General features: G+C 74.0%; 14 protein-coding genes. 8 read left to right on the forward strand and 6 right to left on the reverse strand.

The window, feature by feature from the left end; all coding sequences use genetic code 11:
- Positions 1–29: 29 nt before the first annotated feature.
- The 4 genes from ACFYWL_RS09445 to ACFYWL_RS09460 all read left to right on the forward strand — a co-directional run bounded on the left by ACFYWL_RS09445 (position 30) and on the right by ACFYWL_RS09460 (position 5,247).
- Positions 30–1,565 carry an NADH-quinone oxidoreductase subunit M gene (locus ACFYWL_RS09445; protein WP_043961437.1) on the forward strand — a complete coding sequence of 512 codons (1,536 nt, stop codon included), beginning with the start codon at positions 30–32 and terminating at the stop codon, positions 1,563–1,565.
- Entirely contained in the window at positions 1,562–3,115 is a 1,554-nt protein-coding gene (nuoN, locus tag ACFYWL_RS09450; RefSeq protein WP_386969629.1) for an NADH-quinone oxidoreductase subunit NuoN, read from the forward strand. Before ACFYWL_RS09445 ends, nuoN begins: the two co-directional genes overlap by 4 nt.
- A 90-nt stretch (positions 3,116–3,205) precedes the next feature.
- Entirely contained in the window at positions 3,206–4,288 is a 1,083-nt protein-coding gene (locus ACFYWL_RS09455; protein WP_386969631.1) for a polyprenyl synthetase family protein, read from the forward strand.
- Positions 4,289–4,464: 176 nt separating this feature from the next.
- Positions 4,465–5,247 carry an IclR family transcriptional regulator gene (locus tag ACFYWL_RS09460; protein WP_386969634.1) on the forward strand — a complete coding sequence of 261 codons (783 nt, stop codon included), beginning with the start codon at positions 4,465–4,467 and terminating at the stop codon, positions 5,245–5,247.
- A 92-nt stretch (positions 5,248–5,339) separates the two neighbouring features.
- Here ACFYWL_RS09460 and ACFYWL_RS09465 read toward each other — a convergent pair whose 3' ends face one another.
- The gene (locus tag ACFYWL_RS09465) at positions 5,340–7,466 is read right to left on the reverse strand and encodes a PhoX family protein (RefSeq protein WP_386969637.1); all 2,127 of its coding nucleotides are present in this window, start codon (positions 7,464–7,466) and stop codon (positions 5,340–5,342) included.
- A 249-nt stretch (positions 7,467–7,715) separates the two neighbouring features.
- On the opposite strand from ACFYWL_RS09465, the gene ACFYWL_RS09470 reads away from it, so the two are divergent.
- Together ACFYWL_RS09470 and ACFYWL_RS09475 are read left to right on the forward strand one after the other, a co-directional pair.
- Positions 7,716–8,210, forward strand: a complete 495-nt coding sequence (locus ACFYWL_RS09470) for a sigma-70 family RNA polymerase sigma factor (protein WP_229406618.1) — start codon at positions 7,716–7,718, stop codon at positions 8,208–8,210.
- On the forward strand, positions 8,207–8,905 hold the full coding sequence (locus ACFYWL_RS09475) for an anti-sigma factor family protein (RefSeq protein WP_386969639.1): 699 nt from the start codon (positions 8,207–8,209) through the stop codon (positions 8,903–8,905). Before ACFYWL_RS09470 ends, ACFYWL_RS09475 begins: the two co-directional genes overlap by 4 nt.
- A gap of 337 nt (positions 8,906–9,242) precedes the next feature.
- Here the strand turns inward: ACFYWL_RS09475 and rarD are convergent, their stop codons facing one another.
- The 4 genes from rarD to eccE all read right to left on the reverse strand — a co-directional run bounded on the left by rarD (position 9,243) and on the right by eccE (position 13,054).
- Positions 9,243–10,193, reverse strand: coding sequence for an EamA family transporter RarD (gene rarD / locus ACFYWL_RS09480; RefSeq protein ID WP_386969642.1), 951 nt, complete (start codon positions 10,191–10,193; stop codon positions 9,243–9,245).
- Positions 10,190–10,630 carry a GNAT family N-acetyltransferase gene (locus ACFYWL_RS09485; protein ID WP_386969645.1) on the reverse strand — a complete coding sequence of 147 codons (441 nt, stop codon included), beginning with the start codon at positions 10,628–10,630 and terminating at the stop codon, positions 10,190–10,192. Before ACFYWL_RS09485 ends, rarD begins: the two co-directional genes overlap by 4 nt.
- Positions 10,631–10,712: 82 nt before the next feature.
- The gene (locus tag ACFYWL_RS09490; RefSeq protein ID WP_386969648.1) at positions 10,713–11,099 is read right to left on the reverse strand and encodes a phage holin family protein; all 387 of its coding nucleotides are present in this window, start codon (positions 11,097–11,099) and stop codon (positions 10,713–10,715) included.
- Between the two features lie 71 nt (positions 11,100–11,170).
- Complete coding sequence (eccE, locus tag ACFYWL_RS09495) at positions 11,171–13,054, reverse strand: type VII secretion protein EccE (protein WP_386969650.1); 1,884 nt, start codon at positions 13,052–13,054, stop codon at positions 11,171–11,173.
- A gap of 230 nt (positions 13,055–13,284) precedes the next feature.
- Between eccE and ACFYWL_RS09500 the strand changes: the two genes are divergently transcribed.
- The gene (locus ACFYWL_RS09500; RefSeq protein WP_386969786.1) at positions 13,285–13,602 is read left to right on the forward strand and encodes a WXG100 family type VII secretion target; all 318 of its coding nucleotides are present in this window, start codon (positions 13,285–13,287) and stop codon (positions 13,600–13,602) included.
- A gap of 25 nt (positions 13,603–13,627) precedes the next feature.
- A complete protein-coding gene (locus ACFYWL_RS09505) occupies positions 13,628–13,921 on the forward strand; it encodes a WXG100 family type VII secretion target (protein ID WP_386969653.1) in 294 nt (97 codons plus the stop codon).
- A gap of 89 nt (positions 13,922–14,010) precedes the next feature.
- Here ACFYWL_RS09505 and mycP read toward each other — a convergent pair whose 3' ends face one another.
- Positions 14,011–15,228, reverse strand: coding sequence for a type VII secretion-associated serine protease mycosin (gene mycP / locus ACFYWL_RS09510; protein WP_386969656.1), 1,218 nt, complete (start codon positions 15,226–15,228; stop codon positions 14,011–14,013).
- Positions 15,229–15,303: the final 75 nt, after the last annotated feature.

Raw genomic sequence — 15,303 nt, forward strand, 5'->3', positions numbered from 1 at the left:
CGCAGTGACGACGGAGGTAAGGCCGCATAATGTCCAACTTCCCGTTCCTCTCGGTGCTGACCGTGGCGCCGCTGGTCGGCGCGCTGGTCGTGGCCGTCCTGCCGCGCCGCCGGCCGGAGCTGGCCAAGCAGGTGGCCTTCGGGTGGTCGCTGCTGGTGCTCGCCCTGTCCGTGGTCATGTGGCTGGCCTTCAAGACCGGCGGTGAGCGGCTCCAGTTCCGCGAGTCGTACACCTGGATCCCGCAGTGGGACGCCCGGTTCACCTTCGCCGCCGACGGCATCGCCCTGGTGATGCTGATGCTGATCGCGGTGCTGGTGCCGCTGGTCATCCTCGCGTCCTGGCACGACGCCGAGTCGTCGAAGCGCTCGATCCCGGTCTACTTCGCCCTGCTGCTCGTCCTCGAATCCACGATGATCGGCGTCTTCGCCGCCGCCGACGTCTTCCTGTTCTACGTGTTCTTCGAGGTCATGCTGGTGCCGATGTACTTCCTGATCGGCAGCTACGGCGGCCACCAGCGGCAGTACGCGGCCGTGAAGTTCTTCCTCTACTCGCTGGTCGGCGGCCTGTTCATGCTGGCCGCGGTGATCGGCCTGTGGGTCGTCGGCGGGAAGACCTTCGACTGGCAGGCGCTCACCCAGATCGACATCTCCACCGGGACCGAGCGCTGGCTGTTCCTCGGCTTCTTCCTCGCCTTCGCGATCAAGGCGCCGTTCTTCCCGTTCCACACCTGGCTGCCGGACGCCGGTGGGGCCGCCCCGGCCGGGGCCGCCGCGCTGCTCGTCGGCGTGCTGGACAAGGTGGGCACGTTCGGGATCCTGCGCTACTGCCTGCCGCTGTTCCCGGAGGCGTCGAAGTGGTTCGCCCCGTACGCGCTCGCGCTCGGGGTGATCGGCATCATCTACGCCGCGCTGCTGGCGGTCGGCCAGAACGACCTGAAGCGGCTGGTGTCGTACACCTCGATCGCGCACTTCGGGTTCATCGGGGTCGGCATCTTCGCCTTCACCACCCAGGCCGGCACGGGCGCGGTGCTCTACATGCTCAACCACGGCCTCGCCACCGGCCTGCTCTTCCTGGTGGTGGGCATGCTGGTGGCCCGGCGCGGCTCGGCCCTGATCAGCGACTTCGGCGGCGCGGGCAAGCTGGTGCCGCTGCTGGCCGGGGTGCTCTTCTTCGCCGGCCTGGCCTCGCTGGCCCTGCCCGGCACCGCGCCGTTCGTCTCGGAGTTCCTGGTGCTGATCGGCACCTTCACGGTGAACAAGCCGGTCGCGGTGATCGCGACGCTCGGCATCATCCTGGCCGCCGCGTACGTGCTGTGGATGGTGCAGCGGACGACCCAGGGCACCCTCAACCCGGCCCTGACCGAGGTAGAGCCGATGCGCCGCGACCTCAACCTGCGCGAGAAGGTCGTGGTCGCGCCGCTGATCGCGCTGATCGTGCTGCTCGGCTTCTATCCCAAGCCGGTCACTGATGTCATCAACCCCGCCGTCCGGGCCACCATGGAGGACGTCGGCAGGACCGATCCGGCCCCTGAGGTCGGCGGTGTCGTGCAGGAGGCCGCAAAGTGACCGAGCTCAAGCTGCCGTCGATCGACTACGCGGCGCTCGCTCCGATCCTGATCATGCTGGGCGCCGCCCTGCTGGGCGTGCTGGTCGAGGCGTTCGTGCCCCGCAAGCACCGCCACCTCGTCCAGCTCTCGCTGGGGCTGCTCGCGGTGCTCGCCGCGCTGGTGATGGTGATCTTCAACGCCGACGACCGGCTGATCACCGCCGGCGGGGCGCTCGCTGTGGACGGGCCGACGCTGTTCCTCCAGGGCGCGATCCTGGTGCTCGCCGCCATGTCGCTGCTGCTCATCGGCGAGCGCTCGGTGGAGCGGGGCGGGGCGTTCGTCGCCCAGGCCGCCGTCACCGCCGAGTCGGTCGAGGACCGGCGGCAGGCCGACGGCAGCAACGGGGCGACCGAGGTCTACCCGCTGGCGAGCTTCGCCATCGGCGGCATGCTGATCTTCGTGGCGGCGAACGACCTGCTGACCATGTTCATCGCCCTGGAGGTCTTCTCCCTGCCGCTCTACCTGCTCTGCGCGCTGGCCCGCCGCCGGCGGCTGCTGAGCCAGGAGGCGGCGATGAAGTACTTCCTGCTCGGCGCGTACGCCTCGGCGTTCTTCCTGTTCGGCGTGGCTTTGGTGTACGGCTTCACCTCCGGCATCCCGGGCCGCCCGGCCGGCGTCGACTTCGCCACCATCCACGCGGCGGTGGGCGAGTCCCCGGCGAGCCAGGTGCTGCTCTTCGCCGGCATGGCGCTGCTCGCCATCGGCCTGCTGTTCAAGGCCGCCGCCGCCCCGTTCCACGTGTGGACCCCGGACGTCTACCAGGGCGCCCCGACGCCGGTCACCGGCTTCATGGCGGCCTGCACGAAGGTCGCCGCGTTCGGCGCGCTGCTGCGCGTCTTCCACGTGGCGTTCGCCGGTGCGGCGTGGGACTTCACCCCGGTCCTCGGCGCGGTGGCGGTGCTCACCATGCTGGTCGGCGCGGTGCTGGCGGTCACCCAGACCGACATCAAGCGGCTGCTGGCCTACTCGTCGATCGCCAACGCGGGCTACCTGCTGGTCGGCGTGCTCGCGCCGAGCCGGGATGGGCTCGCCGGCACGATGTTCTACCTGGCCGCGTACGGCTTCTCGGTGCTGGCCGCGTTCGCGGTGGTGACCCTGGTCCGCGACGCCGACGGGGAGGCCACCCACCTGTCCCGCTGGGCGGGGCTGGGGAAGCGCTCGCCGTTCTTCGCGGCGATCTTCACCTTCATCCTGCTGGCCTTCGCCGGCATCCCGCTCACCAGCGGCTTCATGAGCAAGTTCGCCGTCTTCGCCCCGGCCCTGGACGCCGACCAGGCGTGGCTGGTGGTGGCCGGCGTGCTGACCAGCATGGTGCTCGCGTTCCCGTACCTGCGGGTCGTGGTCATGATGTGGCTGTCCGAGCCGGGGGAGTCCACCCCGACGGTGACGGTGCCGGGCGGCCTGACCTCGGCGGCGCTCATGATCGGCGTGCTGGCCACGCTGGTGCTGGGCGTCGTGCCGGGCCCGCTGCTCGACCTCGCCAACGGCGCCGCCGAATTCGTGCGATGACCGACGTTTCCCCGCGACGGGGCCGGTACGCGACAGCGTGCCGGCCCCGTCGCCGCATCCCCGCCCCGGAGCAGGTCGAACGGGTGTGGCATGGTGGATAGCGTGGTGAATCCGGCTGGCGAGCGTTCAGGTGCCACCGGCTCCGCTCGGCGGGGTCGGATGAGCATGGGTCAGTTCGGCGCGCTCGGCCTGCATCTGGCCGATGCCCGCGTCGAGGCGTCCGTGTTGGGCCTGCTGGAGTCCGTCGAGGCGGAGCTGCGGGCCACCGTGACGAGCGCCGACCCGCTGGTGACGGAGGCCGCCCGGCACCTCGTGGAGGCCGGCGGCAAGCGGTTCCGGCCGCTGCTGGTCGCGCTGGGGGCCCAGTTCGGCGATCCGTCCGACCCGCGGGTCGTCTCCGCCGCCGTCGTGATGGAGCTCACCCACCTGGCGACGCTCTACCACGACGACGTCATGGACGAGGCCGCCGTGCGGCGGGGCGCCCCGAGCGCCAACTCCCGCTGGACGAACTCGGTGGCGATCCTGGTCGGCGACTATCTCTTCGCCCGTGCGGCGGACCTCTCGGCCGACCTGGGCCCGGAGGCGGTGCGGCTCCAGGCGCGCACGTTCGCCCGCCTGGTGCACGGCCAGATCGCCGAGACGGTGGGCCCCCGGGACGGGCAGGATCCGGTGACCCACTACCTGAGCGTGATCGCCGAGAAGACCGGCTCGCTGATCGCCACCTCGGCCCGCTTCGGCGGCCTGTTCGCCGGGGCGTCCGCCGCGCACACCGAGGCCCTGGCGGGATACGGCGAGACGATCGGCGTCGCCTTCCAGCTCTCCGACGACCTGCTCGACATCGCCAGCGAGTCGGTGCAGTCGGGCAAGACCCCCGGCACGGACCTGCGCGAGGGCGTGCCGACCCTGCCGGTGCTCTACGCGCTCGCCGCCGACGACTCCGACGCCGCCTCGGTGCGGCTGCGGGAGATCCTGGCCACCGGCCCGCTCGTCGACGACGCCCTGCACGCCGAGGCCCTCGGCCTGCTGCGCGAGTCCCCGGCGCTCAAGCGCGCCCGGGAGACCGTCCGCAGCTACGCCGAGGAGGCGCGGGAGCAGCTCGCCCTGCTGCCGGAGACCCCGTCGCGGCGTGCCCTGGAGTCCCTCTGCGACTACATCGCCGACCGCACCGGCTGACCGACCCGGGTCCCGGGGCGGGTTCCGCGTGACCCTTCGCGAGTCCGCCTCGGACAACTCACCGTGTCGCTCGACGCACTGACCGTTTAGGATGATCTGGCAGCGTCGACCCGAACAGGCATTTCGCCGGACGCCTGGATTTCATATGGTGTAAGTCCCCGGCGGCGGAGGTGGTTGTGCGCGACCCCTTGGCGGAACCTTCGGACCTCATCCGGAGTGTCTCCCGCGCGCTACGCGTGCTCGAATCGGTCGGTCGGGCCCCGAAGGGGCTGACCGTCAAGCAGATCGCGCGGCGCTGCGAGCTGACCGTGGCCACCACCTACCACCTGGTCCGCACGCTGGCCTACGAGGGCTACGTGATCCGCCGCGAGGACGGCACGTACATCGTGGGGTTGGAGATCGCCGACCGCTACCGCGAGCTGGTCACCGCGTTCCGCGGGCCCGCGGCGGTCGGCGAGTGCCTGCGCCGGGCCGCCCTGGACACCGGCTACAGCCACTACCTGGGGCGCTTCGTCGGTGGCCAGGTGGCCATCACCGCCGTCGCGGAGGGGCACCGCTCCCCGCACCTGGAGGACCTGGTCCCCGGCTTCGACGAGGGCGCGCACGCGACCGCGCTCGGCAAGGCGCTGCTGGCCACCCTCACCGCCGAGCAACGCTTCCGCTACCTGCGGGAATACGGCATGCGCCCGTTCACCAACGCCACCCTCACCACGCCCGAGGCGTTCGAGGCGGACGTGGCGGCCGGCGACCGCCGGGGCATGCAGCTGGAGCTGGGGCAGTTCCGGCAGGGCGTGGCGTGCGCCGCCGTGCTCGTCGTCCCCGACAAGGACATGGAACGCCGGATGGTGCTGGCCTGCTCGCTGCCGGCCAGCGAGATGATGACCTCCGCCCGGGTGGTCCGGGCCAAGCTGCTCACCGCCGCCCGCGCCATCGCCGACGCCGTCGCCGCCGAGAGCTGACACCGCCGCCACCGGGGACCGGGGGCCGGGAGCTGAGACAGGGCGGGCCCCCTCCCTGGTGGGGAGGGGGCCCGCCGCGACGCCCAGCGGGCTCAGCTGCCGATCGGGCCGCCGTCCAGCCGCCAGGTGACCACCACGCCGGGCTTGGCGTAGTCGCCGTCGGGCCACGTCGACGCCGGGTTCTCCACGCTCGCCCCGGTGATCTCACCCGGGTGCTGCACCGCCACGAACACCGAGCGGTTGTCGCCGGTGATGAACGGGCCGCAGGTCTCCGCGCCCAGCGGCACCGTGAGGAACTGCTTGAGGTGCCCCCGCTCGGGCCCCTCCACGGCGGTGGCGAACAGGCCGTCGTTGCTGCCCAGCGCGTTGCCGTCGGTGGAGATCCAGAGGTTGCCGGTGGCGTCGAAGGCGACGTTGTCCGGGCAGGAGATCGGGGAGACCTTGGCTTTGTCGTACCCGGCGAAGTGGGTCGACGGGTCGGTCGGGTTGCCGCAGACGATCGGCAGCGACCAGGCGAACGTCTCGGCGGCGTTGTTGTTGCCGTCCTCGACCAGCTCCAGGATCTGACCGTGCTTGTTGAGGTTGCGCGGGTTGGCCTCGTCGGCCGGGGCCTTGCCCGCCTTGCCGCGGTCGGTGTTGTTGGTCAGCGCCACGTACACCTTGCCGGTCAGCAGGCTCGGCTCGACGTCCTCCGGGCGGTCCATCTTGGTCGCGCCGACCTTGTCGCCGGCCAGCCGGGTGAAGGTGAGCACGTCCGCGGCGGTCATCCCGTCGACGTACGAGCGGTTGCCGCTGACCAGCTTGATCCAGCGGCCCCGGCCGTTGAACGCCCCGTCGGCGGGGAGCTTGCCGGTGCCGTCGATCTCGGCCGCCGAGTTGCCTTCGAGCTGCGCCACGTACAGGCTGCCCGACTCCAGCAGGGTCAGGTTGTGCTTGCGGGCCACCCACGAGTCGCCGGCCATGAACTTCTTGTCGGAGACGAACTTGTAGAGGTAGTCGAACCGCTCGTCGTCGCCCATGTAGGCCACCACGTGGCCGCTGCGGGCGACGATGACGTTCGCGCCCTCGTGCTTGAACCGGCCCAGCGCCGTGTGCTTGCGCGGCCGGCTCTCCGGGTCGAACGGGTCGATCTCGACGACCCAGCCGAAGCGGTGCGCCTCGTACGGGTGCTTCGCCAGGTCGAAGCGCTCGTCGGCGCGGTCCCACTTGCGGTTGCCGCTCGGGTACCGCTCCGTGGTGTTGATGCCGTAGCGGGCCAGCTTCGGCTTCAGCTCCTCCGGCGCGGCGTCGCCGCCGACGAAGTACTGGTTGAAGTTCTCCTCGCCGGAGAGCACCGTGCCCCACGGGGTGACGCCGCCCGCGCAGTTGTTCAGCGTGCCGACCACCGTCCGGCCCTTCGGGTCGGCGGCGGTACGCAGCCACGCCGAGCCGGCGGCCGGGCCGGTCAGCTCGAACTTCGTGGCCAGCGCGGTGACCCGCCGGTTGTACGGCCGCCGGCCGCTGTCGACGGGCCGCCACTGTCCGGTGCCGTCGACCCGCTCCAACTCGACCACGGACATGCCGTGCGCCGCCATGGCGACCTTCACCTGCTCGACGGTGAGCGCGTCGAGGCTGGTGAAGCCGGGGAACATCAGGTCCTCGTTGGTGTACTCGTGGTTGACCACGAGCAGCGCCCGGCGGCCCCGCTTGTCCAGCGGCAGCACGCCGACGAAGTCGTTGTTGTAGCCGAACTGCTTGGCCTGCTTCGCGGCGGTCTGCGCGTGCACGTCGAACTCCGGCGCGCCCGGCACCACCGGGTCGCCCCAGCGGATCACGACACTGTGGTCGTACCCGTTGGGCACGACCAGGGTGTCGAGCTTGTTCGGCGGGATCGGCCGGAAGGTCAGCGCGCCGTTGCCCACGCCGCCGGCGGGGCGGCCGAACCCGGCGGCCTCCGGCACGACCGGGGTGGCCGGCGCTGCGGACGCGGCGCCGGCGCCGGCCAGCGCCCCGGCGGCAGCGCCGCCGAAGCCCAGGACGAGCGCACCGACCGCGCCGGCCCGGACCACGCCGCGCCGGGACACCTCGGCGTCGACGATGTCGCCGAGGTACGGGTTGTCGGAGGTGTTGGGCACCGGGTGGTCACAGGCGTTGCCGCACCGGTAGAGACAGGTCATGGCGTCACGGCTGCCGTGGCGGGTGGCGCCCAGCAGGGGGAGCAGCCGGGGTCGGTCGCTCATCGGGAGGTGCCTCCAAGGAAGTCGGTGCACGCCGGGGTCAGCCCTCCGACGTGCGTACCCGGCGGACGCTAGGAGGGCGTGGTGAGCGCGGGTCGGCCCGAACATGAACCGGATGTGAACACCTGCGCCGGACCTCCCCGTCGACCTGCGGATGAACCGATCGGCGACACCGTACGTACTGTCGGGCGAACGCACCGCTGGACACTCGGCGACAGCGAGGAGGTCGTCATCAGCGACCACGACGCCCAACTGTTGCGCGCGCTGCACGACGAGCATGCCGACGCGCTCTACGCGCACGCCCTGCGGCTGGTCAACGGCGACCGGACCCGGGCCGAGGACCTGGTGCAGGAGACGCTGCTGCGGGCCTGGCGGCACCCGGAGTCGCTCGACCCGACGCGCGGGTCGGTGCGGGCGTGGCTGTTCACCACCGCCCGCAACCTGGCGATCGACGCGTGGCGGCGGCGCTCCACCCGGGTCGGCGAGATCTACACCGACGAGTTGCCCGAACCCCCGGAGACGATCGACGAGGCGGAGCGCGCGGTGGAGGCGTGGACGGTCGCCGAGGCGCTGAACCGGCTCAGCCCGACCCACCGCGAGGTGCTGATCGAGTGCTTCTACCAGGGGCGTTCGGTGTCCGAGGCGGCGGTCCGGCTGGGCGTGCCGCCGGGCACGGTCAAGTCCCGCACCCACTACGCGCTGCGCTCGCTACGGTTGGCGCTGGCCGAGATGGGGGTGACGGGATGACCCGCTGCGACTTCGCGCACGACGACGGCGCGTACGTGCTGGGCGCCCTCGCCCCCGCCGACCGGGCCGCCTATGAACGGCACCTCGGCGGCTGCGCCTCCTGCCGGGACGCGGTCGCCGAGATCGCCGTGCTCCCCGGGCTGCTCGGCCGGCTCGACCCGGCCGGGCTGGAGCAGTTCCTGGAGCCGCCCGCCGAGGTCTCCCGGGTGCCCGCGCTGCTCGACGCCGCCCGCCGCCGCCGACGCCGCGAGCGGTCGGCCGCCCGCCGCCGGTACGCCCTGACCGCGCTGGCCGCCGCCGTCCTGGCGGTGCTCGCCGGGTTCGGCGCGGCCACAATTCGGCCGCCCGTCGAGGTCACCCCGACACCCACCCCGCAGATCGCGCTGGCGTCCATGCGGCCGATCGCCGGCACCGTGCCGGTGCGCGCCGAGGTGGGGCTGACCGGCACGCCGTGGGGCACCGAGGTCACCATGCGCTGCGGGTACGACCGGCGGGCCGGGCACCGCGAGGCGTACACCTTCCGGCTGGTGGCGCACGGCCCGGACGGCGCGACGGAGCAGATCGGCTCCTGGCTGGCCGCCCCCGGCGACGAGCTGAGCCTGACCGCCACCACCCACTTCACCGACGGCGAACTGGTCCGCCTGGAACTCCTGCGCGCCGACGGCACCCCGGTCCTCGCCTACGACGCCCGCTGAGCCCCGCCCGCTGAACCCGCCCGCGCGGCGTTGCGGCCTGTAGTCGGCCCGGCCGGCCGCGCCACCCCCGATTCCAGCCCTTTGCTCTGCACCCGGATACGCAACGATTACGCGGCGCAACCACGCGCCGCAACCACACGCCGGGCCGTCGCAAAGCCGTGATCTTCTATTTCTCCAGGCCGTCACAGGTGCTGCGTGGGTGGGTGCAGAGCAAAGGGATCGCGAGATCCTGGGCGAGGTCAGGCGGTGGTGACTGAGGGTGAGATCGGCGGCCTGCGGCGCTCGGCGCTGCATCGTCACGTCACGTCACGGGACGTCACGAGACGCGGCAGCGGATTCAGGGCACCGTCGTCCCCTGTCCCGCTGAGGCCGGCGCAAGCGGCCGGGGCGCGGCGGGGCGGCGGGAGCGCCGGGAGTTGCGGCCGTGGCGGAGCGCGTCGGCGGTGAAGGTCAGCAGGGCCAGCCAGACCAGGGCGAACCCGGCGAGCCGGGCCGGGGGCATCGGCTCGTGGAAGATCAGCACCCCGCAGCCGAGCTGGAGGATCGGGGCGAGGTACTGGAGCATGCCCAGCGCGGTCAGCGACAGCCGGTTCGCGGCGCCGGCGAAGAGGAGCAGCGGGGTCGCGGTGGCCGCGCCGGCCAGCACCAGCAGCGCGGTGTGCCCGGCCGAGACGTGACCGAAGGTCGGGCCACCGGCGGCGGCGAGCCAGCCGAGATAGCCGAGGGCGGGCAGGGCGAGCACCGCCGACTCCACGAACAGCCCCTCCGCCGCCGGCAGCCCGAGGCGCTTCTTGACCAGCCCGTACGCGGCGAAGCTGGCGGCCAGGGTGAGCGCGAGCCAGGGCAGGTGGCCGTAGTCGACGGTGAGCACGGCCACCGCCGCCGCGCCGATGCCCAGCGCCAGCCACTGCCCGGGGCGCAGCCGTTCCCGCAGCACGGTCACCCCGAGCAGCACCGACACCAGCGGGGTGATGAAGTAGCCGAGGGCCGTCTCCACCACCCGCGCCGAGTTCACACCGTAGATGTAGGTGCCCCAGTTGACCGCGATGAGCGCGGCGGCCACCGCGATGCCGGCCAGCGCCCGGGGGCGGCGCGCCAGCCGGCGCAGGAAGCCCACGTTGCGCAGCGCGGCGAGCAGCAGCGCCACGAAGAGCACCGACCAGACGATCCGGTGCGCCAGGATCTCCAGCGGGCCGGCCGGCTTGAGCGCCCTGAGGTAGAGCGGGAAGAACCCCCAGAGCAGGTACGCGCCGATGCCGTAGAGGTAGCCGAGGCGCAGCGGGCTCACGACTGCCCCCGCCCGTCGTACTCCATGAAACGGTCCGGTTCGACCGGGGCGAAGCCGATCTTCGCGTAGACCCCGTGCGCGTCGGAGGTGGCCAGCACGATCCGGCGTACGCCCAGCGTGGCCAGGTGGTCGCGGACCGCGCCGGCCAGCCAGGTGCCCAGCCCGACCCCCCGCACCGCCCGGTCCACGTAGACGTCGCAGAGCCAGCAGAACGTCGCGCCGTCGGTCACCACCCGGGCCACCGCCACCTGCCGGCCGTCGCCGGGGCGGTACACGCCGTACGGCAGCGAGCCGGCGAACGCCCGGCCGACGGTCTCCCGGTCCCGCCCCAGCGCCCAGTACGCGTCGGTGGAGAGCCAGTGGTGCACGAGGTCGAGGTCGAGCCGGGCGGGGTCGGTGCTGAGCTGGTGGCCGTCGTCGCGGGTCAGGGTGAACACCCTGCGACGCTAGCGCGCCCGCCCGGTGGCGCGCGCCGTGAATCCGCCCACCCCGCCCGGGCCGGGATCGGCCCCGCTCGCCTCAGTCGCGGTCGAGGACCGCGCCGAGCAGCCAGGTCACGACGCCGACGAACAGGGCGCCGAGCACCGCCTCCGGCCAGAAGCCGTCCACGTGGAACGGCAGCCCGGCCTCGCCCGCGATCCAGCTCGTCAGCAGGAAGAGCAGGCCGTTGACCACCAGGGCGATCAACCCCAGGGTCAGCAGGTAGAAGCCGCAGCCCACGGTCTTGATGATCGGCTGGAGCACGGCGTTGACGACCCCGAAGATGACCGCGACGAGCAGCAGCGTGATGACCGCCTCGATGGCCGAACCCGTGTCGAGCGTGATGCCCGGGATGAGCAGGGTGGCCAACCAGAAGGCCACCGCCGTGCTGCCCAGCCGGATCAGAAGACCCTTCAGGAAACCCATGGCCACGGATCGTGCCACGGACCCGCCACCGGCGGAACCCGCCCGGCGGCGTCAACCCCGGCCCGGCGGCGTCAACCCCGACCGGGGCGGCCGATCAGTTGCGACTCGATGGGGGTCGGCGACAGCAGCGCCCAGCGCAGCGCCCGGCGGTTCACCACGGCCACCATGTCCTCCCGGATGCGGGTCAGCCACTCGGCCGAGCCGCCGAGGCCGAGCGCGACGCCGGCCAACGCGGCCTCGGCGGGCCGCAACGGTTGCAGCACCACCAGGTCGGCCCGGCCCAACTGGTCGGCGTCGGACGAGGTCAGGCCGTCCCGGACCACCAGGGTGGAGCGCCAGGCCGGCCCGGGGCCGGCGTCGGCGGGCAGCGGGCCCGCGTCCACCACGAGCAGCAACGGCCGCAGCGCCGAACCGGCCACCGCGCCCACCGCGCGGCCCGGCGGCAGCACCGGGATCGGCCCGTCGGGCGTGGCGACGCCCCGGACGAAGGGCTCCCACGCCCGGGGCCGGGTCGTCTGGACCGCGACCCGGGCACCCAGCGCCAGCGCCCGCAGGGCCAGCAGCTGCGCGGCGCGCACCCCGCCGACCAGCATCAACCGGGTGCCCTCCGGCCGGAACAGCCGGATCGTCAGCGCCGCACCGCGCCGGTTCGCGCCGACCATCAGCCCCGCGTCGCCGACCGGCAGCTCCAGCCCGTCGAGGACCGCCGGGTCGGCCGTCGCGCCCGGCACGGCAAGGGCGAGGGGCAGCGTGCCCGCCAGCGCGGGAAGCTGCTGGCCGTCGAGCCGGTCGACCTCCGCGCCCGCGCCGTCGGCCAGCCGCCGCAACGACTGCGTCGCCGCCGCCAGCCCGGCCGGGGTCCAGGCGGCCAGCCGTACGGTCAGCTCGGCCGGCACGGTCGCGCCGCCGGCACCGGCGCGCGGCCCCACGCAGAGCGAGACCGTGGTCGCGGCGGCCGGCAGGGTGAGCAGCCGGGGCACCAGCCGCCGGCCCGCCTCGGTGGCCGGGTCCGGCCCGCGCCGCACCCGGAAGGTGGTCTGGCACAGGGCCCCCGTCCGCACGGTCGGCCAGGTCTCCAGCACCGGCCCGCCGCCGTCGAGGTGGGCCAGCTCGGCGAGCACACGGGGCGCGGCGTGCTCGCCGAGCGGGCGGACGGTCACCGGCCCCAGCCGGCGCACGATCCGCCGGACCACCCCGGACAGGGCGGCCCGCAGGTCCTCGTCGGTCCACCCGTCCACCCGCAGGACCCGCACCGCCAGCAGCGCCGAGTCGCGCCCGGCCAGCAGCCCGTCGGTGAGCTGCCGGTACGACGTCGCCACCGTGCTCCCCCCGGCCGCGACAACCGGCGCGGGAGAACCGCTGAGCAGGAGCTGGAGCCGGATCGGGGGCAGCTCCGGCGAGACCGGCGGCAGCAGCGTCGACGGCGCGGGCAGCGCCCGGGCCCCGTCGCCGAGCAGGTCGCCGGGGTCGCCGACCTCCAGCACGGCGGTCAGGCCCTCGGCGTCGTCGACCATCGCCACCGGGCCGCCGGCCAGCTCCGCAACCCGGATCACCGCGCCGGGGTCGAGCAGCCCCAGCAGCGCACCCGGGTCGGTGGTCGACGCCGGGGCGCGCCGACGGGACAGGTGGCCGCCGGCGACGCCGAGCCAGGAGAACAGCCAGCGCCCGCGCACCCGGACCCAGGCGCCGGCCAGCAGCGGCGCGGCCACCGCGACGGCGGCCACGGTCACGGCCGCGCCCCGGCCGACCCCTGCGGCGACCAGCGCCACCGCCGCCTGCGTGGCGACCACCTGGCCGACCCGCACCCCGGCCGGGCCCCGCCGGGCGGTGGCCGAAATCCACTGCGGGGGCAACGGCTGCCGGTGCGCCGGCTGGACCGGGGCCGTGGTCGTGCTGGTCGTCACCGCGCCTCCTCGACACTCGCCCGGGACGCCGCCGGGCCCGGGCGTGGCCACGGTCGGTTCCGCAGCGTCATCGTATGGTTCCGCCCCGCCATCGTGGGAGCCGCGGTTGTCCACAGGGGAGCCGGGCGGGGTAGCAGAACGGCCACCGGGCCGCTACCGTCAGCGACGAGTTAGCTGACCCCATCCCGCCCCGGCGTCGCCGCCGGGACAGGCGAGCGGCGCGTCCGCCGCGGGCGCGCCCGACGGCCAGCCACGATCGAGGAGACGAGGTGACGTCCGGGGTGTCACAGACCCAGGCAGAAGCCGCGGTGATGCAGCAGACCGCCGCGAAGTTCGAGCAGGTTGACCAGTCCCTACAGGCCATGCTGACCAGCCTGCTGGCCGAGCTGGAGGTGTTGCAGCAGGCCTGGCGGGGTGCCGGCGGACGCTCGTTCGAGCAGGTGAAGCGGCAGTGGTCGCAGGACCAGGCGGCGTTGCAGCGGGCGCTGCGGGAGACCGCCACCGCCATCCGCACCGCCGGCCAGCAGTACGACGTGTCCGACAACGAAGCCGCCAGCCGGGTCGCCGGCACCAACCGCGGCATCCAGCTGCCGCTGTAGCACCTCCCGGAAAGGGGATCATCCGATGGACCATGGGGTTCTGGTCGTCAACTTCGCCGCGTTGCAGCAGGCGGGTGCCGACATCCAGCGGGCGCTGAACACCCTGGACAGCCAGCTCGGCCAGCTCGAACGCGACGCCGCCCCGCTGGTGGCGGGCTGGGACGGCGAGGCCCGGCAGGCGTACGAGCAGCGGCAGGCCCGGTGGCGCTCCGCCTCGCAGGACCTCCAGGCGATGCTGCGCGACATCAAGCTGGCGGTCGACGACTCCGCGTCCGACTACCTCGACACCGAGAAGCGGAACGTCAACCTGTTCCAGTGAGCGGCGGCGGCGTTCCGGTGGGGGCGGCGTTCCGGTGGGCGGCGACGGCGGCGTCCGGCGGCGACGCCGGGCGTCGCCACCGCGGGCGGTCAGGCCGCCGGCCGCCACCGGCGGCGACCGCCCCGAGGCAGCACCACCGCCAGCAGCACGGCGCTCGCCACGGCCGCCCCGACGACGGTCGCGACGACCACCGCCCGGTCCCGGGCCGCCGCCCGACGGGCCTGGCGGGCGGCGAGCGCCGGGTCGGCCTCGTCCGCCGCGAGGGCCACGGCCCGGCGAGCGGGCCCCGGCGAGCCCGCCCCGGTCTCGGTGACCGCCCGGTACGGGTTGAGCACACCCACGCCGTACCCGCCGCCGGGGCCGTTGCCGGGCGCCGGGTCGGCCGTGGCGAGGATCTGCCGCGTCACCTGCGCAGCCGTCAACTCCGGCCGATACTGCCGGACGAGGGCGGCGGTGGCCGCCACGAACGGGGCGGCATAGCTGGTGCCCTCGGCCTGGCGGTGGCCCTGCCCCGGTGCGGCCATCAGCACCTCGCCGCCCGGGGCGACCAAATCGACGTACGGGCCGGTCTGGGAGAAGTCGGCCCGCCGACCGTCCGCGCCGATCGCACCCACCCCCAGCACCCCGTCGTACGCGGCCGGATACGGCCGCGGGTCGCCGCTGTCGTGCAGGTTGCCGGCGGCGGCCACCACGACCACGTCTCGCTCGACCGCGTAGCCGACCGCCGCCCGGACGGCCGGGTTGTCGGTGTACAGCACGACGGAGAGGTTCACCACGTCGGCCCCGTGGTCGACCGCCCAGCGGATCGCCCGGGCGAAGTCGACGGCGCTGACCGTCCGCCCCGACTCGCGCCCCTCGACCACCTGCTGCTCGCTGACGCGTACCGGCAGGATGCGGGCGCCCGGCGCGAGGCCCTGGAACGCGACGCCGGTGCGGGGCTCGGCCGCGATGATGCTCGCCACACCGGTGCCGTGCCCGGCGCAGTCGCCGCCGCCGTCGCCGCCCGGGTCGAGGAAGTCGGCCCCGGGGCCGACCCGCCCGGCCAGTTGCGGGTGCCGGCGGTCCACGCCTGAGTCGATCACCCCGACGGTGACGCCCGCCCCGCTGGCCAGGGCGGCGAGCCGCTGCGGGGCGTACCGCTGCTGCGGCCACGGGGTGGCCGCGACCGGCCGTGCCGGCGCCGGCGGGGTGGCGCAGCCGGGGGCCGCGCGATGTGCCCCGGCCGCCTGCGCCGGCGCGGTGGGGAGCGCGGTCAGCAGGGCCGCGGCGGCTGCGGCGAGGGCCGGACGCGCGGTGGGCCGGGGCATCGCGCCTCCGTATCGTGTCGGCTTCGAAACCGGATGTTATCCGCACCCGGATTGTCCGGCGGGGCGTCCCCGGCC

The sequence above is a fragment of the Micromonospora sp. NPDC002575 genome (assembly GCF_042889525.1).
GTDB lineage: Bacteria > Actinomycetota > Actinomycetes > Mycobacteriales > Micromonosporaceae > Micromonospora > Micromonospora carbonacea.